Annotated in this window: 19 protein-coding genes; 13 read left to right on the top strand and 6 right to left on the bottom strand. The window is 56.2% G+C overall.

Annotated elements, in window-relative coordinates:
* Window positions 1-24: 24 nt before the first annotated feature.
* Window positions 25-1,908 carry an S-layer homology domain-containing protein gene (locus BCV73_RS30060; protein WP_218828207.1) on the bottom strand — a complete coding sequence of 628 codons (1,884 nt, stop codon included), beginning with the start codon at window positions 1,906-1,908 and terminating at the stop codon, window positions 25-27.
* A 268-nt stretch (window positions 1,909-2,176) separates the two neighbouring features.
* Between BCV73_RS30060 and BCV73_RS30065 the strand changes: the two genes are divergently transcribed.
* The 11 genes from BCV73_RS30065 (at window position 2,177) to BCV73_RS30115 (ending at window position 17,236) form a co-directional block, all read left to right on the top strand.
* Window positions 2,177-2,638: an acyl-CoA thioesterase gene (locus tag BCV73_RS30065; RefSeq protein WP_084203963.1), complete on the top strand. Its 462-nt coding sequence runs from the start codon at window positions 2,177-2,179 to the stop codon at window positions 2,636-2,638.
* 56 nt (window positions 2,639-2,694) lie between these two features.
* Window positions 2,695-3,936: a beta-ketoacyl-ACP synthase II gene (gene fabF / locus BCV73_RS30070; RefSeq protein ID WP_089549568.1), complete on the top strand. Its 1,242-nt coding sequence runs from the start codon at window positions 2,695-2,697 to the stop codon at window positions 3,934-3,936.
* A gap of 78 nt (window positions 3,937-4,014) precedes the next feature.
* Window positions 4,015-5,688: a class I adenylate-forming enzyme family protein gene (locus BCV73_RS30075; protein ID WP_256993043.1), complete on the top strand. Its 1,674-nt coding sequence runs from the start codon at window positions 4,015-4,017 to the stop codon at window positions 5,686-5,688.
* Between the two features lie 328 nt (window positions 5,689-6,016).
* Complete coding sequence (locus tag BCV73_RS30080) at window positions 6,017-7,612, top strand: PTS sugar transporter (RefSeq protein ID WP_089549569.1); 1,596 nt, start codon at window positions 6,017-6,019, stop codon at window positions 7,610-7,612.
* A 223-nt stretch (window positions 7,613-7,835) separates the two neighbouring features.
* Window positions 7,836-8,726 (top strand): LysR family transcriptional regulator, encoded by an 891-nt coding sequence (locus BCV73_RS30085; RefSeq protein ID WP_089549570.1) that lies wholly within the window; start codon window positions 7,836-7,838, stop codon window positions 8,724-8,726.
* A 224-nt stretch (window positions 8,727-8,950) separates the two neighbouring features.
* Entirely contained in the window at window positions 8,951-10,147 is a 1,197-nt protein-coding gene (locus tag BCV73_RS30090) for a M20 family metallopeptidase (protein WP_089549571.1), read from the top strand.
* A gap of 4 nt (window positions 10,148-10,151) precedes the next feature.
* Window positions 10,152-11,558, top strand: a complete 1,407-nt coding sequence (locus tag BCV73_RS30095; RefSeq protein WP_076172185.1) for a YfcC family protein — start codon at window positions 10,152-10,154, stop codon at window positions 11,556-11,558.
* Window positions 11,559-11,774: 216 nt separating this feature from the next.
* Entirely contained in the window at window positions 11,775-12,644 is an 870-nt protein-coding gene (locus BCV73_RS30100; protein ID WP_089549572.1) for a DMT family transporter, read from the top strand.
* Window positions 12,645-12,743: 99 nt separating this feature from the next.
* A complete protein-coding gene (locus tag BCV73_RS30105; protein WP_089549573.1) occupies window positions 12,744-13,718 on the top strand; it encodes an aldo/keto reductase in 975 nt (324 codons plus the stop codon).
* Window positions 13,719-13,794: 76 nt separating this feature from the next.
* Window positions 13,795-15,213: a hypothetical protein gene (locus BCV73_RS30110; RefSeq protein WP_089549574.1), complete on the top strand. Its 1,419-nt coding sequence runs from the start codon at window positions 13,795-13,797 to the stop codon at window positions 15,211-15,213.
* Between the two features lie 196 nt (window positions 15,214-15,409).
* Window positions 15,410-17,236, top strand: coding sequence for an APC family permease (locus BCV73_RS30115; protein ID WP_089549575.1), 1,827 nt, complete (start codon window positions 15,410-15,412; stop codon window positions 17,234-17,236).
* A gap of 131 nt (window positions 17,237-17,367) precedes the next feature.
* On the opposite strand, the gene BCV73_RS30120 is transcribed toward BCV73_RS30115, so the two are convergent.
* Window positions 17,368-18,903 (bottom strand): ABC-F family ATP-binding cassette domain-containing protein, encoded by a 1,536-nt coding sequence (locus tag BCV73_RS30120; RefSeq protein WP_089549576.1) that lies wholly within the window; start codon window positions 18,901-18,903, stop codon window positions 17,368-17,370.
* 699 nt (window positions 18,904-19,602) lie between these two features.
* Between BCV73_RS30120 and BCV73_RS30125 the strand changes: the two genes are divergently transcribed.
* Window positions 19,603-20,250 (top strand): FusB/FusC family EF-G-binding protein, encoded by a 648-nt coding sequence (locus BCV73_RS30125; RefSeq protein WP_089549577.1) that lies wholly within the window; start codon window positions 19,603-19,605, stop codon window positions 20,248-20,250.
* Between the two features lie 116 nt (window positions 20,251-20,366).
* On the opposite strand, the gene BCV73_RS30130 is transcribed toward BCV73_RS30125, so the two are convergent.
* Window positions 20,367-20,906: an NAD(P)H-dependent oxidoreductase gene (locus BCV73_RS30130; RefSeq protein WP_089549578.1), complete on the bottom strand. Its 540-nt coding sequence runs from the start codon at window positions 20,904-20,906 to the stop codon at window positions 20,367-20,369.
* 263 nt (window positions 20,907-21,169) lie between these two features.
* Between BCV73_RS30130 and BCV73_RS30135 the strand changes: the two genes are divergently transcribed.
* Window positions 21,170-21,547 (top strand): winged helix-turn-helix transcriptional regulator, encoded by a 378-nt coding sequence (locus tag BCV73_RS30135; protein ID WP_089549579.1) that lies wholly within the window; start codon window positions 21,170-21,172, stop codon window positions 21,545-21,547.
* Window positions 21,548-21,586: 39 nt separating this feature from the next.
* Here BCV73_RS30135 and BCV73_RS30140 read toward each other — a convergent pair whose 3' ends face one another.
* The 3 genes from BCV73_RS30140 to BCV73_RS30150 form a co-directional block, all read right to left on the bottom strand.
* The gene (locus BCV73_RS30140; protein WP_089550465.1) at window positions 21,587-22,441 is read right to left on the bottom strand and encodes a helix-turn-helix transcriptional regulator; all 855 of its coding nucleotides are present in this window, start codon (window positions 22,439-22,441) and stop codon (window positions 21,587-21,589) included.
* 291 nt (window positions 22,442-22,732) lie between these two features.
* Entirely contained in the window at window positions 22,733-23,896 is a 1,164-nt protein-coding gene (locus BCV73_RS30145) for a winged helix DNA-binding domain-containing protein (protein ID WP_256993045.1), read from the bottom strand.
* Window positions 23,897-23,995: 99 nt separating this feature from the next.
* Window positions 23,996-24,406: a hypothetical protein gene (locus tag BCV73_RS30150; protein ID WP_089549580.1), complete on the bottom strand. Its 411-nt coding sequence runs from the start codon at window positions 24,404-24,406 to the stop codon at window positions 23,996-23,998.
* Window positions 24,407-24,473: the final 67 nt, after the last annotated feature.

Genomic DNA, 24,473 nt, shown 5'->3' on the forward strand with positions numbered 1-24,473 from the left:
GATGTTGGCCGTTTTTTGTGTGCGTTATTCGCCTTCGGAAATGGGGTCTGGGTCGAGGTTGGATATGTTCACGTCGTAGGTTTCTTCTTCGGACTGGTTGCCAGTCTCGTCTCTAAGTCCTGAGATAATCAGGCGGAATTTTCCCGTTTCGCTAAAAGGCAGAACGTTAAGCGCCGATTCGGTTATTTTTATAGTAAAAAGCCTGTGATCTTCACTTAGAGAAACTCCAAACTCTTCATCTTGAAGAAAGAATACATCATTCATACCGAATTGGCCACTTGGGGAATAGCTGATTCTGATACTGATCGGGGAACCTTCCACTTGATAAAGCTCCTGATCCACCTTCACGGTGAGTTCACCGTCTTGGTAAGTTGCCTCGGTAACCGTCGGGGCTGTGAAGTCAAAATGGATTGGCAAATCAACATGGCCTAACTCTTGTTGAGTTTCTTCCTCTCTACTGTAACTCTTTAAGGTAAACTGCAAATCAGCTTTTATTGTTTCATTGGCCTCTTCGGTTGGCCGGATATGCAACCCATCTTCAGTAGGCTCAATAGAAATTACGGAAGATTCAGAGCTTACTTCCAATGTGCCTACCCGATTGTCATCTTCAAAGACTTTGAAATTGTGTTGCGTTGAATTATAAATTATATCTAAAGACTTTCCGTGCCACTTTACCTGAATCCAATCGTTAATATTTCTGTTTGTTCTTGAAGGAGTACCCGTATTGAAAAAATTTTTAAGAACGGCACCTTCCTTACCTAAGTGGAAGAAGGACTCCCCTTCATTCGTTAAAGCGATCTTGGGATTATCCTGAAGAACGACTTTAGAAGACGGAGCTGACATACGCCCATCAGAGTCTACGACATACAGCTTATACTCGCCGACTGGCAGTTGGTAAGTTCCGATTTGAATCGATTGATTGGCAGAAAGAACAGATTCTTTAATGTAATAGGAGAGGGCCTCTAGATCGGCCTTACTCGTTGGATTTGTATCATATGGCACCACATACACATCGCCCTCTTTGCTGCTGCGGAATAGGATCGGATCTCCAATATTTAGTGGAGACGAAGACACCAAGGTAACCGCCGGTGCTGACGTTTCCGGCTGGCTAGGCGTGCTGCCGCCATTATTCCCATTAGAGCCGCCCCCGCTATTGCTGCTCCCGCCCGATGAAGATGGCACAGAGGTTGCCGGAGGTGTCGGAGTGGCTGGCTTGGCCGGTTCCGGCGGCGTAGTTGGAGCTGGATCCGGCTGCGAAGGCGGCGTTTGGCTGTCTATAATCTCCTTGGCGTCAAAAAAACGGCTCGCCACCAGCGCCACTTCTTCTCTTGCCGCACCGCCTTTTGGATCAAATTTGCCGTCGGTGCCTCCATTGAACAATCCGAACCCAACCGCTACGGCGACGGCATCCTTGGCATAGTCAGAAATGGAGCTCGCGTCGGAAAATTTTAAAATGGAGCCTTTCCCCTGTGCATCGACACCCAGAGCGCGAACGAACAGGACCGCCATATCCTGGCGCGACAAATTGGAGCCGGTGCCAAAAGTTCCGTTTCCCTGCCCCTTGATCAGCCCCGCCTTGACGGCGGCCTCGACAGAAGCATAGGCATAGCTGTCTGAAGGTACGTCCGAAAAAGTCGGCGACGTTGGTGTACTGGAAACGTCCAGACCTAGTGCCTTGGCAAGGATGATGGCAAAATCCTGTCTTTCAATTTTTCCGGTAGGGTCGAACTTGCCGTCACCTTTTCCGTTAACGATGCCCTTTTCGACTAACTCGTTAATGGCATCCTTGGCGTAGGATCCGGCGATATCCGAGAACGGGGTGGTGGCGGTTTCCGCACTAACGGCGGGTACGGCGATGGCGCTGAGCAGCGCCGCGGACGAGAGGACTTTCATCAACGTATTTCTCAACATATTTCCCCCAATTGAACATGAAATAATAACCAATAAGCCTAATCTGAATTGTAGTGATTATCAGGCGTATTTCAATCAAAATTTTCGCGGTTTGAAAACTTGCCGGCAGGGCAATCCTTGAATGGACCACGGATCCAATTGTGGATTGGAATCACAGGTAAAGAGTGGGCCACCTTATAAAAGTTAGCAAATTACTTTTTATTTTTAATAATCGGAGTATAATGTTCAGTGTGAAAAATAGCACGAGCGAAAGGAGGGAGCGAAATTGGCAGATTCTTTTCCCAGCAATGACATGGAGATGGTTGTGACCTGGGGGGACTGCGATGCGGCGGGAATCTCCTATTACGCCAAAGCTTTTGATTGGTTCACGAACGGGCGCATGAGATTCATGCACGTATACGGATTTCCTTACATGGAAACCTTTCATGGTAACGGCATTTCGCTGGTTTGCCTGAAGGCGGATTGTGATTATAAAAAAATGCTCCGCCCGGAGGAGCCCGTTACGGTCCGCACGTCGCTGACAGCCCTGTCACGGAGCCGGATGACGTTCACCTATCAGGTGCTGAAGCAGGACGGAAAGCTGGCGTGCGAGGGGACGACGTCCCACACATATGTGGATGACCAGGGTCTTCCTTTTAACGTGGAGAAGCGTTTCCCGGAGTTGTGGAAGCAGATCAGCAGCACATGGAGCGGCGCGTTGGCAGGCAAGCCATCAGCCCAAGCATAATCTACAAGCAAGGATGATATATTTTGCGGCAAAAATAGAGAGGAGGTGCTTTCGGAGTGAAGGAGCGCGTAGTGATTACAGGTATGGGGGCCGTAACCCCGATCGGCATCGGCGTGCCGGCCTACTGGGGCAATCTCTTGAAAGGAAGCAGCGGGATCGGAAGTATTACGCGGTTTGATGCCTCGGAGCTGCCGGTCAAGATCGCAGCGGAAGTCAAAGCGTTTAACCCTACGGACTACATACCGAAAAAGTTAGCCGGACAAACCGATATTTTCATGCAGTTTGCCCTGGTGGCAGCCCAGGAAGCGCTGGCGGACAGTAAGCTGGATGCGAAGCCCGAGCGGGTGGCCATCGTGCTGGGAACGGCGCTGGGAGGCATTACGACGGCAGCGGCGGCGCAGGAGCAGATGACCGGAACGGGAAGCGCCCGCGTGAGCCCGTATTTGGTTCCCAAAATCCTCGGCAACATTGCTGCAGCCCAAATTTCGATCGCATATGGCTTCAAAGGCCCGAGTTATACGGTCAACACCGCCTGCTCTTCCGGTGCGGACGCCATCGGCATGGCTTCCATGCTCCTGCAGTCCGGACAAGCGGATGCGGTCGTGGCCGTCGGCGCGGAATCCATCCTGTGCGGACTGATGGACGCCGGCCTGGCGTCGGCCCGGGCGCTGTCGACCCGGAATGACGATCCGGCCAAAGCGAGCCGGCCGTTTGACCTCGATCGCGACGGGTTCGTGATGGGCGAGGGAGCCGGCGCGGTCATTCTGGAAAGGCTCGAATCGGCCGAGAGCCGGGGAGCCGGCATTAAGGCTGAGCTGCTCGCCCACGCCAACTGCTCGGACGCCTACCACGTGACTTCGCCGGAGCCTGAAGGAGCCGGGGAAGTGCGGTGCATGGAACAGGCCCTGGAACAGGCCGGGCTGACTCCGTCCGACGTGGATTATATTAACGCGCACGGAACGTCTACACCGCTAGGCGACCGGATCGAAACCAAATCTCTGAAAGCCGTGTTCGGCGAAGGGGCGGGCCGAATCCCGGTCAGCTCGACCAAGGGGGCAACCGGCCACTTGATGGGGGCGGGCGGCGTCACGGAGCTGATTGCCTGCATTCAGGCGATCCGCGAAGGGATCGTTCCGCCGACGCTCAATCACGAGCAGCCGGATCCGGAATGCGATCTGGATTATGTGCCGAATGAGGCGAGAGCGGCGAAGGTCCGTATCGCGATGTCCAATTCTTTTGGCTTTGGCGGACAAAACACGTCCCTGATCGTTGGGAAATACGAAGGAAACAATTCATGAAGCGGACGGGAAAAGGCCCGGTTCCGCTTTTCGAAGTCTCACAAAGGTTTGATTTTAAATATGAAGGAAGGAAGTTAGATGGGTACCATGGAACAACAATTTACCTATGATGTTCGGATGTTTAAAGATACATTTGAAAATGAGTTTACGTATATCAACGGATTTATGCGGAACGTGCACCGGTTTGCCGGTCGTCCGGCCTTGACCGATCCGGTGCGGGAGCGCACTTGGACTTATGCCCAGCTGAACGGGGAGGTAAACCGCCTTGCGCATGCCCTGCTCGGAGACGGAGTCGGCAAAAATGAGGTCATTGTGTATCAGCTGCTCAACTCGGCCGAATTCGTATTCAGCTACCTGGCTCCGCAAAAAATCGGCGCGATCAACTGCCCGATCAACTTCAAGCTCTCCCCCGGAGAAACCGCGTTCATCCTCGATGACAGCAAGCCTGCCGTCTACATCTACGATGCGGAAATCAAGGAAACCGCCGAGCAGGCGCTGGCCATGGCCAAGCACCGCCCCCGCCGGATCGTGATGGTCGATATGAACGGCAATCAAGAGGCACCTGCGGATCACATCACCTACAGCGATTATGTGCAGGACAAGCCGGAGCTTAACCCGGACATCGAGCGGCCATCCCATATCTACGATGAAATTACACGCCTGTATACCTCGGGAACCACCGGCCAGCCGAAAGGGGTTCCAATCAACAACATTAACGACATCCTGTCCGCCCACGACGTGGCGATGCATTTTCCTCTCAATCCTACCGACAAGACGATGAATATGAGCCCTTGGTTCCACCGCGGAGGCATTCATTCCGGAGGACCGACTCCATCCCTGTATGTGGGGGCCGAAATCGTCATTCTACGATACTTCCATCCGAAAACATGCCTGGAACTCGCCGAGAAATACAACTTGACCTTCCTGATCGGGGCGCCGCCTATGCTCAAAATGCTCTATGACGCCCAAAAGAAAAACCCTGTGGATCTGTCCAAATTAAAAGGCATCGTGACGATGGGTGCGCCGCTGGAGCGGGAGGACTGCATCAAATTCCAGGAGACGCTGACGCCGAATATTTTCAATGGTTACGGCACGTCGGAAGCATTCTGGAACACGTTCCTCCGTCCTTACGATCTGCCGGAAATGGCGGGATCGGCCGGACGTTCCTGCACCGACGACGATGTCGCGGTCGTTAAGGTCTACCCGGACAGACGGGCGGAACCGGATGAGGTCGTGGCCCGCGATGGCAGCGAGGTCGGCGAGATCATCGTCAAGTCTCCAGGCAAATCCACGTATGCCTATGTGAACAACCCGAATGAAAGCGAGCGGGTCTTTTATAAAGGCTGGGTGTACATCGGGGACATGGGAACCTGGGACGAGAATGAGTTCGTAACCGTGGTCGGCCGTAAAAATGACATGATCGTCTCCTCGGGTGAAAATATCCACCCTGTGCAGATCGAAGAAATTCTGAACCAGCACCCGAAAGTGAAGGAGTCAGTCGTCGTCGGCGCGCCGGACGAGCTGCGCGGCGAATCGATCGTCGCTTACGTGATCAAGGAGGATCCGGAGCTGACAGCCAAAGAACTGAACAAGTACTGCAGCGATCATCCGATGCTGGCCAATTACAAGAAACCGCGTTTCTACCGGTTCATTGACGAGCTGCCGTATACCGCAACCGGCAAGAAGAAGCATTTTGTCGTGAAGCAGATGGCGGTAGAAGACCAGAAGCATGGATTGTTTGAGAGACAATAAAAATGGCGGAAAACGCTGTTAACGGTTCGTTATAAAAAGAATAAGCTTCGGTGAAAGGGCACCCTTCAGGGTGTCCTTTTTTTGCTGCCTCCGGTCAGCCGTAGGGGTAAAGGGCAGTTTGAGAAGGTGGATGACGGTTGAAGATGCCGCCGAACGTCGAACCAAATGAGGAACCACAGATACAGCTTAACTACCGGGTGCCAGCAGTGATGCAGAGAGAGGCCTGTTTTCTGAAGGTAAAACGGTTGTCGGCCTAACCTTTTGCTCTTATAATATGGTAATACGGTAATCAGATAAAGAATGAAAGCCACACAACAAGGAGAACGAGATGAAGCGAATAGCGATTGCAGGCAGCAGCGGAGGCAACCTGTTTAACCTCGGCGGCAAGGATCCCGAGAAACTGATCGGGGAGATCAAGGCGCAGTGTCAGAGCGCAGGCGTGGACATCGGCCTCGTGCAGTTCATTGCCGCATCCGAATCGATGGACGTCGCCAAGGACCACACCGCCGCCGTGCTGTACGGATGGAATGAGGATGAGCAGCGCCTGGCGAAGCGGTACGAAGGGACGCTGAAAGATACGAATGAGGCGGCGGCGGAAGCGGATGCGGAGCTGGCAGACCGGATCCGGTCCGGCGGCATCGACGGGCTGATCGTGATGAGCGCCGATCCGCAAGGGTCCAACCGGCAGGCGGTGCAGGCCGCGGCAGAGGCGGGCATTCCCGTCGTGGGAACCGGCGGAACATCGATGGCGATGATCAGCTCCAAGGGGGCGAACGTCATCGCCACGTCGGGTACGACCGGGACGACGAACCGGACGCGGGCTGTTTCGTTTATGACGTCCCTGTGCAAATACTGGGGGATCAAATACATCCCGGTGCTTGGAAGTGCCGGGGACAAATCCGCCGCACCTGCGGGGAACCCGCTGCGGCGGATCAATTTGAAGGGCATCATGCAGTCCTCGCTGCCGGGCTTCATCGCCATGGCGATCGTGCTGGCGATCAGCCAGATCCCGGCGCTGAAGGGACTCAGCGAGGTGTTCGACCTGATGCTCAAGGCGCTGCCGGTCGTGCTGGCGGTCGTGGCGGCCAAGCAGATTTCCGACATGGACGAGGTGTCGATTGTCGCAGGTGTCATCGCCGGGGTGCTGTCGGTGAACGGCGGCATTATCGGGGGTATTATCGGCGGGATTGGCGCCGGCCTGCTGGTGCAGTATTTATTTGTCAAATGCGTGCAGTGGAAGTTTCCGATGACGACGGTCAACATCGTGGCCGGGGGATTGGCGGGCCTCATATCCGGATTGATCATGTACTATTTGATCGCCCCATTTGCCCTGCAGCTCGGCGAGTTCATTAAATACATTATCAATCAGGCGATTTCGTTTAATCCGATCATCGCAGGCGTGGTCGCAGGCCTTCTGATCTGGCCGGCGATTATCGGCGGCGTGTATCATGCGGCGATTCTGCCGATCGTCCTGCTGGAAATGGAGAAGACCGGCAACAGCTTCCTGGGGGCCATCGACATGGTCGGCCTCGTGATGGTCTCCGCGGGAATCACCCTGGCCAACATCATCGCTCCGCGGGACCGGGGAGAGGCGGCAGTGGCCGCGCCAGGCTTTCTGATCAACATGGGCTTCGGCACCTTTGTCGAGGCGGCGTATCCGTTTATGTTCTCGAACAAGGTCGTCTTCGCGGGCGCCATCGGGGCGGCTGGCGTCGGCGGGGGACTGGTGGGACTGTTTAATGTGCGCGGAACGGCGTATGTTCCGTCCTTTATGGGGCCGTTTCTGTCCAACAACGTGGTCGGCTTTGCCGCGGCTATGCTCGTCGCGCTGATTCTGGCGATGCTGGTGACGCTGGTGGCGAACAAGGCGTGGAGAACGGGCCGAAAGTCCGAACAGAAGCCGGAAATCGAGGCGTCAGCCTAACATTGGCCGCTCCTTCCGCCGTAAGTGTGGTGTGGTTAGGATGAGACGATGCAGTATCAGGTGTGAGCATGGATAGGTCCTGGAAGCAAAGCTTCCCGGGCCTTTTTCGTCGTCACCGGGCAGCACATCCATTTTTTCCAAGGTAACATGGGGCCGGTCCGCCGCAGCCGGTATGGTATGATAAACAAAATAACAACCGACCCGTGGAAAGGAGGACACTCACATGAACGAAAAGGACGCTGCCATCTTGCAGCATCTCGTCGAAGAGCAAAGCTTGACCAAAGCGGCGGAACGCCTGTACATGACGCAGCCGGCACTGACCTACCGGATTCAGCTGCTGGAGCGGGAGTTTGGCGTGCCTCTGATCGTCAAACACGCCAAAGGGACGTACCTGACGCCGGAAGGCGAAGCGCTGGCGGCTTACGCGAAGAAGACGCAGGACGAGCTGAACCATATGAAGGATTATCTCCTGAATATGCGCAGCCGGGTGAAGGGGACGCTCCGGCTCGGGGTCGCCAGTTATTACGGCCTCTACAAGCTCCCGCCGCTGCTCAAGAAGTTCAGGGACCTGTATCCCGAGGTGCAGTTCAGCGTCACCTGTGCGCTCAGCCCTGAAATTCTCGACTCGCTGATGGAGCAGGAGATTCATGTGGGCATCGTCCGCGGCGATTATCCATGGGTGGAATCCCGTTTCCTGCTGCATGATGAGCCGATTTGCCTGATCTCCAAGGAGCCGATCGATCTGGCCATCCTGCCGGAGCTGCCGCATATCCACTACAGCGAGCCGAAGGCCAAGGCCGCCCGCCAGGTATCCTCCCATTTTGGGCAGACGATTCGGGCCTGGTGGCACGAGCATTACGACACGCCGCCCACCATCGCCATGCAGGTGGATGCGTATGAGACATGCAAGGAAATGGTCAAGCACGGGCTGGGCTATTCCATCGTGCCGGGCGTGTTCGTCTCGCCGGAGGACGGCTTGTACACGCTGGAGCTTAAGCTGAAGAACGGGGAGCCGATCCGGCGCAACACCTGGATGCTGTACCGGGAGCCATCGCTCGAGCTGGCCATCGTGGACCGGTTCGTCGATTTTATGAAAACGGAACATCCGTCTTAAACGAAGTCCTGCCTGGGTATCGGGCGGGGCTTCTTTTTATCCAATTTGAATGAAACGAAGCGCCTACATAAAAATTCTTTAGGTCCAGCGCGAAAAAATCTTGATTGTACATCTTCCTGCGGCTGCCCTTATTATTTAATACATATTAATGCATAAATATACGAAACAATCCCGGAACCAATGACGGCTTCATGAAACATTTAAATCGACAGGGTGGGATAGCCATGAGTGCACAGCAAGGAAAAGAACCAAAACAGCAGCTGATTCAGGCAGTTGACGCGCGTGACGCCATGCTGCGGGAGATTTCGCTGAAAATCCATGCCAATCCGGAGCTGAGCTTCCATGAGCATCAGGCGCAGCAGTGGTTGACCGAGCCGCTGGCCGAAGCGGGATTTACCGTAGAAAAAGGCATCTCCGGACTGGAGACCTCCTTTCGCGCAACCTGGGAAGGAACACCGGGCGGACCGACGATCGCTCTGCTCGCCGAATATGACGCGCTGCCGGGCATCGGCCACGCCTGCGGGCATAATCTGATCGGAACGGCTGCCGTTGGAGCGGCTCTGGCGCTGAAGGATACATGCCCGGAGCTTCCGGGCAAAATCGTGGTGCTGGGCACCCCGGCCGAAGAGGAGGGCGGCGGCAAGATCATCATGTGCCAGGATGGCGTCTTCGATGATGTCGACGCGGCCATGATGGTTCATCCGCAGAACAAAACGATGGTGCTGCGCGGAGCGCTCGCCTGCGTAGACGCGACCTTTACCTTCCACGGGAAGCAGGCGCATGCCTCCTCCTCGCCGGAAAAGGGCATCAGCGCGCTGGATGCGCTGGTTAACGCGTATGTGGCGATCAACTCGCTGAGGCAGTTTATGAAAGAGGACGTGCGGATACACGGCATCATTACAAAAGGTGGGGACGCGCCCAACGTCGTGCCGGAACTGACCGAGGCGGTGTTCATCCTCAGGGCTTCCACCGTTCAGGAGCTGGAGACGGTCAGGGAAAAAGTGTACCGCGCCGTCCGATGCGCAGCAGAAGGCGTCGGTGCTACCGTGGACATCGCCGAGGGGCTGATTTATGCAGAGCGCAACAACAACAAGGCGCTGGCCGGGTTGTTCGCCCGTAATCTGGAGGACCTCGGCATTGAAGTGAACGACCCGCCGGAGAAAGGCGGGGTCGGATCGTCGGACATCGGCAACGTCAGCCAGATGACTGCCGCAATCCACCCGTATATCCGGCTCGGTGACGCTACGACGCATACGCCGGAATTCGCCGCGCTGGCCGGTTCGGAGGAAGGCATGATCGAATTGAACCGTGCGGCCAAGGCGCTGGCGCTAACGGCTTACGATTTGTGTACCGACAAGGAAGCGCTGCACGAGGTCCGCAGCGAATTTGAGCAATGGAAAGCGCAGAGAAACGAGGGATAGACCGATGAACACCACTAATACTGCATCCCGCAAATGGTTGAAAATGCCTCATACGTATGTCATTTTGATTTTCCTGGTGCTGGTGGCCACGGCGCTCACCTACGTCATTCCGGCCGGGGAGTTCGACCGGGCCGAGGACAAGGCGACAGGCAAATCCCTGGTCGTTCCCGGTTCCTACCACCAGGTGGAGGCCAGTCCGGTTAGCATCGTCAGCATACCGAAGGCGATTGTGCACGGGCTGATCGACTCGGCGGACGTCGTTTTCTTTATCCTGATTATCGGCGGCACCTTCGAAATTATTTCCTCCACGGGGACGATCGAAGCCATTACCGGCCGGGTCGCCAAAAGGTTTTCGAACAAGGGCCGCTGGGTCATCCCGATCTTTATTACGCTCTTCTCGGTCGCCGGCTTCACGATGGGGATGTCGACCGAGGTCATGGTTTTCGTGCCGATCGGCATCGCCATTGCCCGGGCGCTCGGGTTTGACGCCCTGACGGGCACCGCGATGATCTCCCTCGGCGCCTCATGCGGGTTCACCGCAGGGATTCTGAACCCGTTCAATGTGGGTTTGGCGCAGGCCATCGCCCAGGTGCCGATGTTTTCGGGTGCTTGGCTGCGGATTATCCTGCTCGTGTGCCTGATTACGGTTACCAGTCTGTATATTGTCCGGTACGCCGGTAAAGTGAGGAAAAATCCGGAGCGCAGCCTTGTCCAGGATTTGGAGAAGGATGCGGACAAGCAGGAGCTCGACTTCTCCAAGCTGCCTCCCATGCAGCTTAAGCATTATTTGACCATCGCCACCGTTGTGATCGGGTTTGCTTCCCTGATTTGGGGCGTATCGAAAAAGGACTGGTGGATGGAGGAACTCGCCGCGTTGTTTCTCACCATGGGCATCGTGTCCGGCTTCTGCGCCGGTTACGGTCCGAGCCGGATCGCCTCGGAATTCGTCAAAGGCGCCAAGTCGATTACATACGGCGCACTGATCATCGGTTTTGCCCGGGGAATTATGGTCGTGCTGGACCAAGGTGACGTCATCGATTCGATCGTAAACGGGTTGGCCGTTGTGGTCGGCGAGCTGCCGGGATCCGTTCAAGTGCTCGGCATGTACGTGTTCCAGAACGTAATGAACGTCTTTATTACGTCCGGAACCGGGATGGCAGTGACGACGATGCCGATCATGGTGCCGCTGTCGGATATTCTGGGCGTTACCCGCCAAACGACGGTGCTCGCCTTCCAGCTTGGGGACGGAATCACGAACATGATTCTGCCAACGTCCTCGGCGCTGATGGGAAGCCTGGCCGTATCCGGCATCGCATATCAAAAGTGGGTGAAATTTTTCTGGCCCCTGATGTGCATGTGGATCGCTATTGGGGCGATTCTGATCGTGATCGCTAACATCATCAAATACTAGCCTTACAGAAGCGGATCGCCGTGTCTGTGCCAGGGCAAAATCCGCAAGGAATCCAATCGTACCGCCGTGCCAACCGCATGGAGGTGCGATTTTTCTTTCTTCCCATGGGTCCGGAATTGGACTAACATGAAAGATAGCTGAAACCGCCGCAGGCAGGGTTCACCGGACGGCACCCTGCGGCCGGGGGTTTCAATCTCAGACATCCGGGGTGTGAACATGAATGGTTTGATCGGTCTTCTCTGTTTAATATGGGGCTTCAATTGGGTTTTTATGAAGCTGGCCAACGGCGTGTTTCCGCCCGTGCTTTTTGCCGGCTACCGCTTTGCGCTTGGGGCGCTCGTACTTCTGGCGGTTTGTTATTTCCGCAGGGTGCCGCTGCCCCGCTGGAAGGATTTGAAGTGGTATATCGTATGCGGCATTTTGCAGACGATGTATTTTAACCTGGCGATCCAGATATCGCTGGAGGATCTAAGCGCCGGTCTGACGTCGGTCCTCACGTACAGCATGCCGCTCTGGCTGACGCTGATGGCCCATTTTTGGCTTCCGGGAGAAAAGCTGCGTTTGCGCAAACTCGCCGGTATTATGATCGGCATCATCGGACTCTTCATCGCCATGGATGCCCACTGGGGAGGCAGCACAGGAGCGCTGCTGCTCGCAGTGTCCTCAGGTCTGTCCTGGGCGTTGTCCAACCTTCTCATCAAGCGAAAGCTTGCAGGCAGCGACATGCTCCAGTTTACGACGTGGCAGATGGTGGCCGGCGCAGCGGGACTGCTGCTGTACTCGGTAATCTGCGAGCACGGGAAGAGCCACTGGGGCGTCATGCCGGCCGTGTACGTCGTGTTTTCGGGCGTCGTCGGCTCGGCGCTGGCTTTTGTGATGTGGTCGTACATTTTGTCCAAGGTGGAGGCCAGCAAAGCCTCGATCTCGCTGCTGCTGGTGCCGGTCGTCGGGGTCGTCTGCGGATGCCTGTTCCTGAAGGAAAGCCTGAACTCCGTCGTGGCGGTTGGCATTGTGCTTGTGCTGCTGGGGATCTGGCTCGTGAACGGGGGCGGGAAGCCGAAGGCGGAAGCATCGGCGGAAAGATAAGGGCCGAGGAGCAAGGAATATGAACCTGGGCTGCACAATATCTCAAGACTCAAGACGTGCCGCTGAACACTCACTTTATCGTAAAGGGGAAATGAACTGATGAATTACCGTTACCTCGGCCATACCGGACTGGAAGTATCCGTCCTGGGACTAGGCACGAACGCCTTCGGAAAGCGGGCGGATCAGGATACCTCCATCCGGATCATCCACCACGCGCTGGATCACGGGGTGAACTTTATCGACACCGCCAATATTTATGCCGGAACCGAGTCGGAGCGCATCATCGGCCTGGCGCTGGAAGGCAGACGGCAGGAGGCGGTGCTTGCCACCAAGGCCGGGCTGGTCATGGGGCAGGGCCCTAACGGCCGCGGTTCTTCCCGGTACCATCTGATGCAGGAGCTGGAGAACAGCCTGAGACGGCTGCGCACGGATTACGTCGACCTGTACCAGATTCATACGTTTGACCCGCATACCCCGCTGGAAGAAACGCTTCGGACGCTGGACGATATGGTCCGATCCGGCAAAGTCCGCTACATCGGCGCGTCCAATTATGCCGCCTGGGAGCTGATGAAGGCGATCGGCATCAGCGAAGCCAAAGGGCTGAACCGGTTCGTGTCCACACAAGTCAGCTACTCGCTTGCAGACCGGACGCCGGAGCGGGAGCTGGTCCCGATGTGCCTGGATCAAGGCGTTGGCATCATCCCTTATTTTCCGCTGGCCGGAGGTATCCTCACCGGAAAATATTCGCTGGAGAACCGGGCACCCGAGCAATCCCGGGCCGATACCGATCCGAACTTCAGCCGGTTTGTCATTGACCGCAACATCCGGCTTGGCCAGGAGGTTGGACGGATGGCTGCCGATCTGGAATTAGCTCCAAGCAGCTTGTCACTGGCCTGGCTGATGGGACGTCCGGCGGTTTCGACCGTCATTGTTGGGGCGACACGCACAAGTCAGCTGGAAGACAACCTGCGCAGCGTAGATATGACCCTGAGCGCGGAGACGATCCAAGAACTGGACCGCATCAGCGAGCCGTTCCGAAATGGTGAGCCGTTCGCCACTTACCGTTTGTCCTGAGCCATAGATATGAACACATGCCCAGGCCCCCGCATAGCATATAGCACAATTGCAGCAGGGGAAGGGTGTGACCGGTATGGTCATTCATTTAACGGCCTTACACTATGTGTACTTGGCGTTTATCGTGTTCATTATGGCGCTGCTGATCAAGCGGCGGGACACGACGATGATCTGTGTGGCAGGCATCTTCGTGCTCGGATGGCTGGCGACCGAGACGCTGAGCGGCTCGGTGTCGGGCATCTTTAATTCTTTTATTTATGCGACCAAAGAGCTGATGGGCACCATCATGATCATTTCGATTATCGTGGCGATGAGCCGGGTGTTGATCCGCACCGGCATTAACGAGACGATGGTTGCACCGCTGACGCGGTTCATCCGGACGCCGGCGGTCGCCTTCTGGGGAATCGGACTCATCATGCTGGTCACGTCCTTGTTTTTCTGGCCGTCGCCGGCGGTCGCGCTGATCGGGGCGGTGCTGCTTCCGGTCGCGGCCCGCGTTGGTCTGCCCGCCCTGGGCGCGGCCATCGCGATGAACCTGTTCGGGCACGGCATCGCGCTCTCCGGGGACTATATTATTCAGGGCGCGCCCAAGCTGACCGCCGACGCGGCGGGACTTCACGTATCGCAGGTCATGGAAGCGAGCGTTCCGCTCGTCATCGTGATGGGCCTGGTGACAACCGTGACGGCCTTCTGGATGATGCGAAGGGACATGAAGAACGGCACATGGCGGGATGGTCTCGTCACCGGGTCCGGAGGGGCGGGTGCCCTTACAGGCGAAGGCGGGGGAGCGGAAGAATCGGCAGCGCCGCTTACTCCACGCGTTAGGGTGTGGCTGGCCGTCATCATCCCGGTGTTGTTCCTGATCGACGTAGCCGCCATGTTTGTGCTGAAGCTGCAGGGCGGAGACGCCACAGCGCTCGTAGGCGGCACGGCCGTACTGATTCTGATCGCGGTAACGCTGCTTTCGCACCGGAGCCAAGGTCTCGAGAAGGTCACCTCTTACCTGATCGACGGCTTCACCTTCGGGTTTAAAGTATTCGGTCCGGTCATTCCGATCGCCGCCTTTTTCTACCTCGGCGATGCGGCGTTTACCGACCTCTTCGGCAAGGTGCTGCCGGAATCCTCGAACGGCATCGTCAACGATCTGGGCGCCGCGCTGGCGCATGTGGTGCCGCTGAACGGAGCGGTGGGCGCCGTCACGCTGACGATTACCGGGGCCATCACCGGACTCGACGGCTCCGGTTTCTCCGGCATTTCGCTCGCCGGCTCGATCGCCCAGCTGTTCGCGGCCGCCACGCATGCCGATGCAGCCACGCTGACGGCCCTCGGCCAGGTGGCGGCGATCTGGGTCGGCGGCGGTACGCTGATTCCCTGGGCGCTGATTCCCGCCGCGGCCATTTGCGGCGTCAGCCCGTTCGAGCTGGCGAGACGGAACTTGAAGCCCGTGCTGATCGGGCTGGCGGTGACCACGGCCGTGGCGATCTTTTTGGTGTAGCCGAGCTTCGATAATTCCTGCCATCTCGATCCATTCACACAAGGCCTTCCTAAATCGGAAGGCTTTTTTGTTGTTTCATGCCCTGCAGCGGTTTAAATGTTTGGGGAGGGGATTCCTAGATATACCCGGAGTCGTTTGGCTGGGAAAGGGATACCCTAAGGAAACCATACTATCGACAGAGATCGAGGTGTTATTCATGTTGTCAGCCGTCAAAAGATTTCTGATCGGCCGCCCGCTGAAGTCCGGCCAATTGGGTGAGCAAAAACTGAATAAAACCAAGGCGCTGGCCATCCTGTCCTCCGATGCGCTGTCCTCTGTTGCCTATGGTCCCGAGCAAATTTTGCTCGTGCTGGTAACGGTCAGTGCGGTAGCCTTCTGGTACACGATCCCGATCGGTATCGGCATTCTGATTTTGCTGCTGGCCCTCATTTTATCGTATAGGCAGATCATCTTTGCTTATCCCCACGGCGGTGGAGCGTATGTCGTTTCCAAAAAGAACCTGGGGATCAATCCCGGACTGATTGCCGGCGGCTCGCTGCTGGTCGATTATATTTTGACGGTGGCGGTCAGCGTGTCGTCCGGGACGGATGCCATTACGTCGGCGTTTCCCGGCCTTCACCCGTATAATGTGGTCATCGCCTGTGCGCTGGTCGTTCTGATTACCATTCTGAACCTGCGCGGGATTACCGAATCGGCTTCCATTCTGGCGTATCCGGTTTACCTGTTCGTGCTGGCGCTGTTTATTCTAATCGGGGTGGGCTTGTACAAAATCGCAACCGGACAGGTGCCCCCAACCCTGCACGCTCCAATAGGCACGCCGGTGGCCGGGATCTCCCTGTTTCTGCTGCTGCGGGCTTTTGCCTCAGGAAGCTCGGCGCTCACCGGGGTGGAGGCCATCTCCAATGCCATTCCGAACTTTCGCGACCCGGCGCCGAATAATGCCTCCAAAACCTTGATGGCGATGGGCACGCTGCTGGCAATCCTGTTCGCCGGCATCGTCTTTCTCGCTTACTATTACGGGATCGTACCGAATGATAAAGAAACGGTCGTATCCCAAATCGCCTCCACCACCTTTGGGAGGAGCTTCCTGTATTATTTTATCCAGGCGACAACCGCCCTTATTCTCGTCCTTGCGGCTAATACCGGCTATTCCGCCTTTCCGCTGCTCGCCGTCAACCTGGCCAAGGATAAATACATCGCCCGGATGTTTACCGTTCGCGGAGACCGCCTCGGGTATTCCAACGGCATTATGTTTCTGGCCACGGCATCGATCATTCTGATCATCGCCTTCAAAGGACGCACGGAGCATTTAATCCCGCTATATGCGGTGGGGGTATTTATTCCGTTTACGCTGGCACAGACGGGGATGCTGGTCAAATGGATTCGTGAAAAGCCGAAAGGCTGGCTGGGCAAGCTGATCATCAACTTTGTGGGGGCGCTGATCAGCTTCACGGTCATGATGATATTTTTTATTACCAAGTTTGGCCAAGTGTGGCCTGTGCTCATTTTCCTGCCGCTGATCGTTTATATATTTCATGCGGTCAAAAGGCACTACGAGGCCGTCGGGGATCAGCTGCGGATTACGACCTGCGAGCCGGCCCTTCCCGTCGAAGGCAATGTGATGATCGTACCCGTCGCCGGGATTACCCATGTGGTGGAGAACTCGATCAATTACGCCAAGTCGTTGTCACCCGACCAGATCATCGCTGTCTACGTAGCCTATGACCGGGAATCGGAGCGGAAGATGGAGGAGAAGTGGAAGCAGTGGCAGCCCGACATTCGGCTGGTGACGCTGTTGTCGCCTTACCGCAGTATTATCCAGCCGCTGACGAAATTCGTAGATACCGTGGAGTATAAAGCTTCAGAGTCGCACTACCGGGTGACGGTGCTTATCCCGCAGTTTATCCCTAAGAAGAGCTGGCACAACATTTTGCATAACCAGTCGAGTCTGCTGATCCGTGCCTTTTTGCTCTACCGGAAAAATATCATCGTCACCACGGTGCCGTACCATTTGAAAAAATAGCTGCTTTACCCGTTACACAAAAGAAGCTGCCGACCGGGTTCTTCCGGTGCGGCAGCTTCTTCCTTGAAGATCAATAGATGCGAAACCATACTGCATCTGTGATTTAGCCTTGAGCGCCCTGCCTCTTGGTCTTACTTCCAATCCTGCACCCGCCAGATGTCCGTGACCCAGTCTTCATAGAAGGCGGGTTCGTGGGACACCAGCAGCACGGTGCCGGGGTAGGCGGCCAGTGCCCTCTGCAGAGACTCCTTCGCGCGGACGTCCAGATGGTTCGTCGGCTCATCCAGCACGAGCAGATTGCTCCGGGTAAGCATCAGCTCGGCGAGCCGGGCCTTAGCCTGCTCTCCTCCGCTCAGCGTCCGCAGTGGCTTGCGGATATGCTCGGCGCTCAGGCCGGCCATGGCCAGCGTGCGGCGGATCTCCTTCTCCGTCAAATCCGGACGCAAGGACCAGACATACTGCAGCGGCGTGTCCGAAGACGGGGTGTCTTCCTGCTGGTAATAAGCGGTCCGGACCGTGTTCTGAACGGTTACGGCGCCGCCCAGTGCGTTGATGCTGCCGAGCAGAGTCTTCAGCAGCGTGGACTTGCCGGCGCCGTTCTCCCCGATGATGGCGATTTTGTCGCCGCCCTTGACGGTAAGGTCAAGCGGCCGGAACAGCGGCACCGCGTATCCCGCCTGAAGCCGTTTGGCCTCGATTAGCACCGAGCCGCTGAGGTTTCCTTCCGCCCGGAACTCAAAGCGGGGCGCCGGGCCGTCACCCGGCTTCTCGACCCGCTCGATCCGGCTCAGCATTTTCTCGCGGCTCTTGGCCTGCTTCGCCTTGCGGACCCGGTTGATATTAATAAAGGATTCCAGCCGTTCGATCTCCCGGGTCTGCCGCTCATAGGCTGCCTGCTGCTGCTTCTGGCCGAGTGCATACTGCTTCTGGAACGCGGCATAGCTGCCCGTGTAGCGTTTCAAGGTCTGATGGGCCAGATGAAAAATCACGTTCGTGATTTCGTTCAGGAAATGCTCGTCATGCGACACAACGATAAAGGCGTGCGGGTACTTTTTCAAGTAGCCGGTCAGCCACTCGATATGCACGGCGTCCAGGTAGTTGGTCGGTTCGTCGAGCAGCAGCACATCGGGCTCCTCCAGCAGCAGCTTGGCGAGCAGCAGCTTCGTCTTCTGGCCGCCGCTTAAGCGGCTAACGTCGGTGTCCAGGCCGATCTCGGCCAGACCCAGCCCACGGGCCACGTCCTCAATTTTGGCGGAAATGGCATAAAAGCCGGCCTGCTCCAGCCCATCCTGCAGCTCGCCGTAGCGCCTGAGCATCGCGTCAAGCCCGTCTCCCGCCTCACCGAATCGGCCCGCGATTTCATTCATTTCGCGTTCCATGTCAAATAAGTGCTGAAAAGCCCGCTCCAAATACCGCAGGACCGTCATTCCTTCCTGCAGCGAGATGTGCTGCTCCAGGAAGCCGACCCGGGCGCGCGGCGACCACTCGATCCGCCCTTCCTCCGGCAGCAGGCTTCCGGTCAGCAGGCGGAACAGTGTCGACTTGCCGGCGCCGTTCATGCCCACCAGTCCGGCATGCTCGCCCGGCAGCAGGCGGAACTCAATATGGCGAAAAGTAACTTGATCACCGTACATATGCGTAAGATTCGTGACATTTAATATGCTCATGGTTTTCTCTCCTTAGGTTTCATTAATTGCGAATAAATGAAGCCATCAGGAGGACAGCGAAATGACGTGAAGATTCGGTTGTAAATACTGCAAGATACTCCGGCCCTAGGGGTCTGTACCTGGCGATTAGGTATCTTACAGTCCCGCTTTAATATACAGAAAGCGGGTAAGGTGAACACACCCTACCCGCTTACATACCAAAGCTGGAAAAGATGTGGAAATCATATCGACTGTTCTCGAGATGGCTAAAAAAGGGCAGACTTCTCCCGTATCAAGCCAAATCTCTTCTAAGAACAGTAGACAAAATTTCCATTACCTTTCCACCTCATTCAAGTTATCGTTACGCCACACAGTATAAGCGAGGCTTCCTGCAGTTGTCAATTGGACACTTGCCCGGGATATCTTAGCTCTTCAACCCGCCGCAGGCGGTTAAGAATCCTTTACCCGGAGATATCTTTACAAGGCTGACATGAGAATTTATAATGTCGATGTATGTGCAGAAGTTCGAAAGGGGAATCCATAAGTGGCAGTTGTTTGCTTGTAGCCGGCAAAAGTGCAAAAATTTCGTGAGTTCGTTCACGGGATACGTATGCCCTTTTGACCTAATACAAGGAACTTCTCGCATCGTATTTTTTTCGATACCGGCGGAGTGCCTTATTTGAGGTACTCCGTTTTTTGGTGAAATGAGGAGGAAAACACATGCTAACGCCATTTATGGAAAACCACGAGTATAATTTGATCAAGCGCCTGGTGGGGCGCCTCGAATATAACATCAAGACCACAGCCGACCAGAAAGTCATATCCGCGATCCGGCACACGACTTGGACCCGGGTCATAGAGATGTTTCCTGCTGCGACGGAGGAGCAGAAGCGGTTCTTCGACCGGATTCCGACGCTAAACCGTGCCGAAGAATTCCAGGCTTATTTGAGCGAGCTGGAGCAATACGTTACGGCCTTTCCGCAGGTAACGGAACAGCAGCTGAAGAAGCTTTATCCCAAAATTAAAAAGCTGAAGCTTCCACCGCTGGCCGAGCTCGATTTCCGCTTCCTGACCTATATTGGCTGGACCGACATTTCAACGAATAAACTGTTCATCGTCTACAACCTGGACGGGAAAATGACAGGCATCGAGGGCCGGTTCACCCCGACGAACAAGAAGGGGGTCTGCTGTCTCTGCAACAAGCATGAAGAGGTGGCCTTCGTGACCGCGCAGACGAAAGCGAAAGGATCGGCACTGGACCATTTCGGTCGGGTCGGAAATTATATGTGCATCGACAGCGCCAAGTGCAACCAGAATATTACCGATGTGTCTCAACTGGAACGGTTTATGAAGGATGTCTTGAACTAACATGCTGACCATGCGTAAAATGCAGAAGAATCCGGGTTGATTCCGGGAGAAATACAGCGGGCAGGCCGAGAGGCCTTGCCCGTTTTTATTTTCCCTTTGAGCGATCAGGAGACGGTTTAGTGAACCAGCACAGGCGAAGGCGTCTGGATATATTCGGCGTACCGGATGCCTTCTGCCTTCAATTGCTCCTGACTGGCCCGGTTGGCATTGTACACCACGAACGGGGGAAGGAAGGTGCCGTGGCAGTGGGCAATCGTAAGGTGGATCGGTTTTAACAGCTCGCTGATCGTGAACCAGTTGTCTCCTCCGGCCTGAAATGACTTATCTGTGCCGCCAGCGGTAGTGACGACGATGAATTCTTTGCCCTTTAAATGCTCGCCTCCGGGGCCGTAAGCCCAGCCGGGAGTCAGTACATCGTCAAACCATTTTTTGAGAAGTGGTGGTGAGCTGTACCAATAAAAAGGGAACTGGAGAACAATCCGGTCGTAAGCAAGCAGCAGCTGCTTCTCACGGTCCGCATCGATCTGCCAATCCGGATATTCTTGATACAGATCGCGGACGTGGATATCGGTATGCTTCGGCAGCGCTTCAAGAAGCGCACGATTGGCTTTGGATTGGCTCAGATCAGGGTGGGATACGATGACCATGGTTTTCATTTCAAAATCATCCTTTCGGGCGGTATGCGTTATGAATGTTGCACCCCCAGTATGGTTCAGGGCCAATACTCTTGAAAAGTACGCAGTTTTAACAGACTAAGTCTTGCAAACCGTACTCTGGATCAGGACAGCGTATTGCCGAGTAGTACGAAAAATCATACTATGTACGATTCAAAAGAGTACTGTCACCATTCCGTGTACTCTGGTACAATGGCAGCAAAGACAGCGCTGCCGCTTCGGTGGGAAAGGGGAGGGCTAACGAGATGAGTAAGGACCACGGGACGGGAAACACGGGAGGAATCATCATGACGCTGCAGGCGATCGGAGGCAAGTGGAAGCCGCTCATTTTGTTTTTACTGCTGCACCAGGGGACGAAACGGTTCGGGGAGCTGCGCAGACAACTTCCCCATATTACACAGGGCATGCTGACCAACCAATTGCGTGAGCTTGAGCAGGATGGATTGATCCACCGGAAGGTATATCAGGAGGTTCCTCCCAAGGTAGAATACTCTTTGACGGAACATGGGGAGTCGCTGAGATCTGTGCTCCACGATATGTGCAGCTGGGGTTTTGAGCATATGGAATTCAAGGCGAATGCCGCCAAGGAGGATACCACCTCCGAAGCGGACGGAAATATGTAAGGGAGGGCCTGAGGGCCCTCCCTTACTGTATATTAGATGTCACTCTTCAAATGTCAGGTTAGACGGCTCGTCCCGGAGCTCGTAGACGATCTCCAAATTCGTGGTGGGTACGCTCTCGTCGACTTCATCAAACCGGAAGCTGTCCACCCACACCTGCCCCGGTCCCATCAGCAGCACGCCGAGCGAAATCGTCGCGGCATTGTCCGGGACATCAAGCACGATGGCGTAATGGTTCCAATGCGTGTCGCCCACAATCCGGCGGTTGTTCATATTGTCAAACCGAAGCACGTCCTCGGCTTGATTATCGACCCGCATCCACAATCCGCAGAACTCGGTAACCCCTTCCGTCCGGACGAAGCCGGAGAAGCGCATTCTGCGTTTCAGGTACCGATCGGCTTTAAATTGCTGCATCATCGTGGCGAACACGTTGGGGCCTTCCGGGGTGACGGCTTTCACATAACCCGAGGCGTTCCCTTGATGGACGTTGTGACGGTCCAGGCCGATTTCATACTGATGCGGGTGGCTGCCGCTCAGCATCCAGCCTTTTATCATCGATTCCTCAATCATGTTCATTTCTCCTCCTTGAGCGGCATGGGCCTGGGTATGAAGACTGAACATCTTCCGGTATCGCCCTGGCGGCATGCCGTACATTTTTTTAAAGGCGCGGGTAAACGCCTCCTGGCTCTCAAAATGGCACTGCAGCGAAATGCCGATGATCGGCTCCTCCGAGTACAGGAGCATCCGCGAGGCGAGACACAGCCGGCGGCTTCGCAAATATTCCGCGATGCTCAGCCCGGTCTCCCTGCGAAACAAACGGTGAAAATGGAACGGCGAGAATCCGGCCTCCGCCGCGATCTGCTCAAGTGTCAGCGGCTCGTGAAGCTGTTCCTCCATGAACCGGATGCTGTGTTGAATCCGATTTGAATACACCTGCGTGCCCCTCCTTTGATATCAGCATAGCAGATGGGAGAGGGTGCGTTTTGACCGTTCTTGCTAACATGCGAAAAAGCCCGGGATGGGCAGGCCATTCGGGCTGGAATATGGGAGACGTGGGAATACTCGGATGCGAACGGGAAAGCTGCGGGGCGGTGTCCACGTGGTGAATCAATTCGTTCATTAAGGGGCGTCGTGCTCCCCTTTGTTCAAAGAAGACACACTACAGCAACCACTAGCTAGGCTTCGGTGTTAGAGCTCGGAAAGGTTGAAGTGAACTTCCCGGTTCGGGCAATCCGCTGCGGCGAAATCCAGCAGGCGGCGGCCCTCGTCGGCCAATGCCTCCTGATCGGTGTCCGAGATAGGCTCAAACAGCTTGATCACAAGCTCGGCAGATTGCTTGTTCCGCTCCAGGCTCCACATGCCGCAAACGAAGCCGTCGACGAGCACCGCTGCCCGGATGATGCCGTTCACCGTAAAGATGCGGCGGCGGTAGCTCTCATCCATAATCCGGGAGCGGTCGGCGAAGGAGAGAAGCATGTTGTCGAATTCGCCGAGGAGGCGCGGAGGTGCGGGTGTATCCTCCGCCGGCAGGGGGGCGTCCGCCAGGTCGTACAGCAGGACGCCCTTTTCATCCAGGAAGGTCCGCAGACTTGGCCCGAGCCGGCGGATGACGTCGCTCAGCCGGGTCAGCCCGGACCAGACCTGGATGTCCTTGACCGAGGCCGGCCCGAAGGCGGCCAGGTAACGCAGGACCAGCTCCTCGAGTCCGGAGCTGGAAGCTTCTGCGGGCGGGCTGCCCAGCCACGCTTCCGCGGTGGTGTGCAGGGCCTGGCCGCTGGCGCCCCACAGGCCCCTTGGGGGCACCTGCACGAGCGGCACGAGCGTGCGCACCGTGTTGGCGAGCGCGGCCGGGCTGCGGTCCGGCCAGCGCTCCTGCAGGCGGGCGCCGAGCTCGCCATAGGCCAGCGGCGCCTCCTCCACGAGGGCACGGCCGGCTGCGGCGACCGCGCCGGTATCCAGGCCGGCCAGCTCCTTGCCGTAGCCTCCCTTCAGGCCGCGGTCCAACGCGGGCTGAAGGACCGGGCGCAGCGCCAGGGCGTCCTCGGCTGTCACGAGGTGGATCGTCGACCGCATCATCACGATGCGCACGGCCTGACGCGTCTCGATCAGCCGGGACAGCTCCTCGTGCCGGAAGCCATCCAGCCGGGCCCACAGGCCGTAATACGGCGGAATCGGAGCTTGGGCCTGCATGCCGGCCAGATGCCGCAGTGCGTCAAGCACCGGCATCTCTGCCCGGCGCAGCAGGAGCTGCCGTTCGAGCAGGGCCCGGTTCAAGACCCGGCGGCTGAGCACTTGGGGAACATTTTTCGTAAAAAGGGATGTATCGGTTGGCTTCGGCATCGGCTCGGTCACGACGGCAGCGCCTCCTTAAGGTTCATGGTCTATACGTTCTTATATCCTCAGTATAGCCATCAACGCTGACAACAATATGTCAGGGTTTGGAGAGTACGGTCAAAGGAATTTGTGATCCTCGTCCCGGGGATCGATGTGGGTTTTCGGGACGGATGCCAAAATACGGAGCATGGTGGAAATCCAATAGTGCAGCAGGCCGGGTACCGAGAGAAGCAGAATCAGCGGCGGCCGGGCCGATATGCTTTTATGATTCAGATAGAACAGCAATAGGCAGGACACCAGAACATACCATATAAGAGGCAGGACCCCAGGCCGCGGCTTCCAATATGCTGCAACTAACCTGGAAACGGCTTGCAGAAGCAGCGAGTAGCACAAAATCGAAACAGAGTTCAGGAACAACATGACCGTGACGATATCCTGAAACAAGGGAAACTCTTGCTCCGGACTGTACCATGGCCAGAAGGCAAGCAGGCCGAAAGCGCACAAGGCCAGAGACAGGCCTGTCCACAATACATAACAAAACCTAAAAATATAAATCCCTCCCGATTTGAGGAAATGGGGCCGAGAATGATCTGGA

The sequence above is a fragment of the Paenibacillus sp. SSG-1 genome, from assembly GCF_002224835.1.
GTDB lineage: Bacteria > Bacillota > Bacilli > Paenibacillales > Paenibacillaceae > Paenibacillus_AQ > Paenibacillus_AQ favisporus.

Coding starts and splice junctions, on each gene's coding strand:
- BCV73_RS30100 (WP_089549572.1), top strand. CDS start 11,775: ATGAATGGTTTGATCGGTCTTCTCTGTTTAATATGGGGCTTCAATTGG.
- BCV73_RS30135 (WP_089549579.1), top strand. CDS start 21,170: ATGAGTAAGGACCACGGGACGGGAAACACGGGAGGAATCATCATGACG.
- BCV73_RS30095 (WP_076172185.1), top strand. CDS start 10,152: ATGAACACCACTAATACTGCATCCCGCAAATGGTTGAAAATGCCTCAT.
- BCV73_RS30110 (WP_089549574.1), top strand. CDS start 13,795: ATGGTCATTCATTTAACGGCCTTACACTATGTGTACTTGGCGTTTATC.
- BCV73_RS30130 (WP_089549578.1), bottom strand. CDS start 20,906: ATGAAAACCATGGTCATCGTATCCCACCCTGATCTGAGCCAATCCAAA.
- BCV73_RS30120 (WP_089549576.1), bottom strand. CDS start 18,903: ATGAGCATATTAAATGTCACGAATCTTACGCATATGTACGGTGATCAA.
- BCV73_RS30115 (WP_089549575.1), top strand. CDS start 15,410: ATGTTGTCAGCCGTCAAAAGATTTCTGATCGGCCGCCCGCTGAAGTCC.
- BCV73_RS30125 (WP_089549577.1), top strand. CDS start 19,603: ATGCTAACGCCATTTATGGAAAACCACGAGTATAATTTGATCAAGCGC.
- BCV73_RS30085 (WP_089549570.1), top strand. CDS start 7,836: ATGAACGAAAAGGACGCTGCCATCTTGCAGCATCTCGTCGAAGAGCAA.
- BCV73_RS30105 (WP_089549573.1), top strand. CDS start 12,744: ATGAATTACCGTTACCTCGGCCATACCGGACTGGAAGTATCCGTCCTG.
- BCV73_RS30075 (WP_256993043.1), top strand. CDS start 4,015: ATGGGTACCATGGAACAACAATTTACCTATGATGTTCGGATGTTTAAA.
- BCV73_RS30080 (WP_089549569.1), top strand. CDS start 6,017: ATGAAGCGAATAGCGATTGCAGGCAGCAGCGGAGGCAACCTGTTTAAC.
- BCV73_RS30140 (WP_089550465.1), bottom strand. CDS start 22,441: ATGGAGGAACAGCTTCACGAGCCGCTGACACTTGAGCAGATCGCGGCG.
- BCV73_RS30090 (WP_089549571.1), top strand. CDS start 8,951: ATGAGTGCACAGCAAGGAAAAGAACCAAAACAGCAGCTGATTCAGGCA.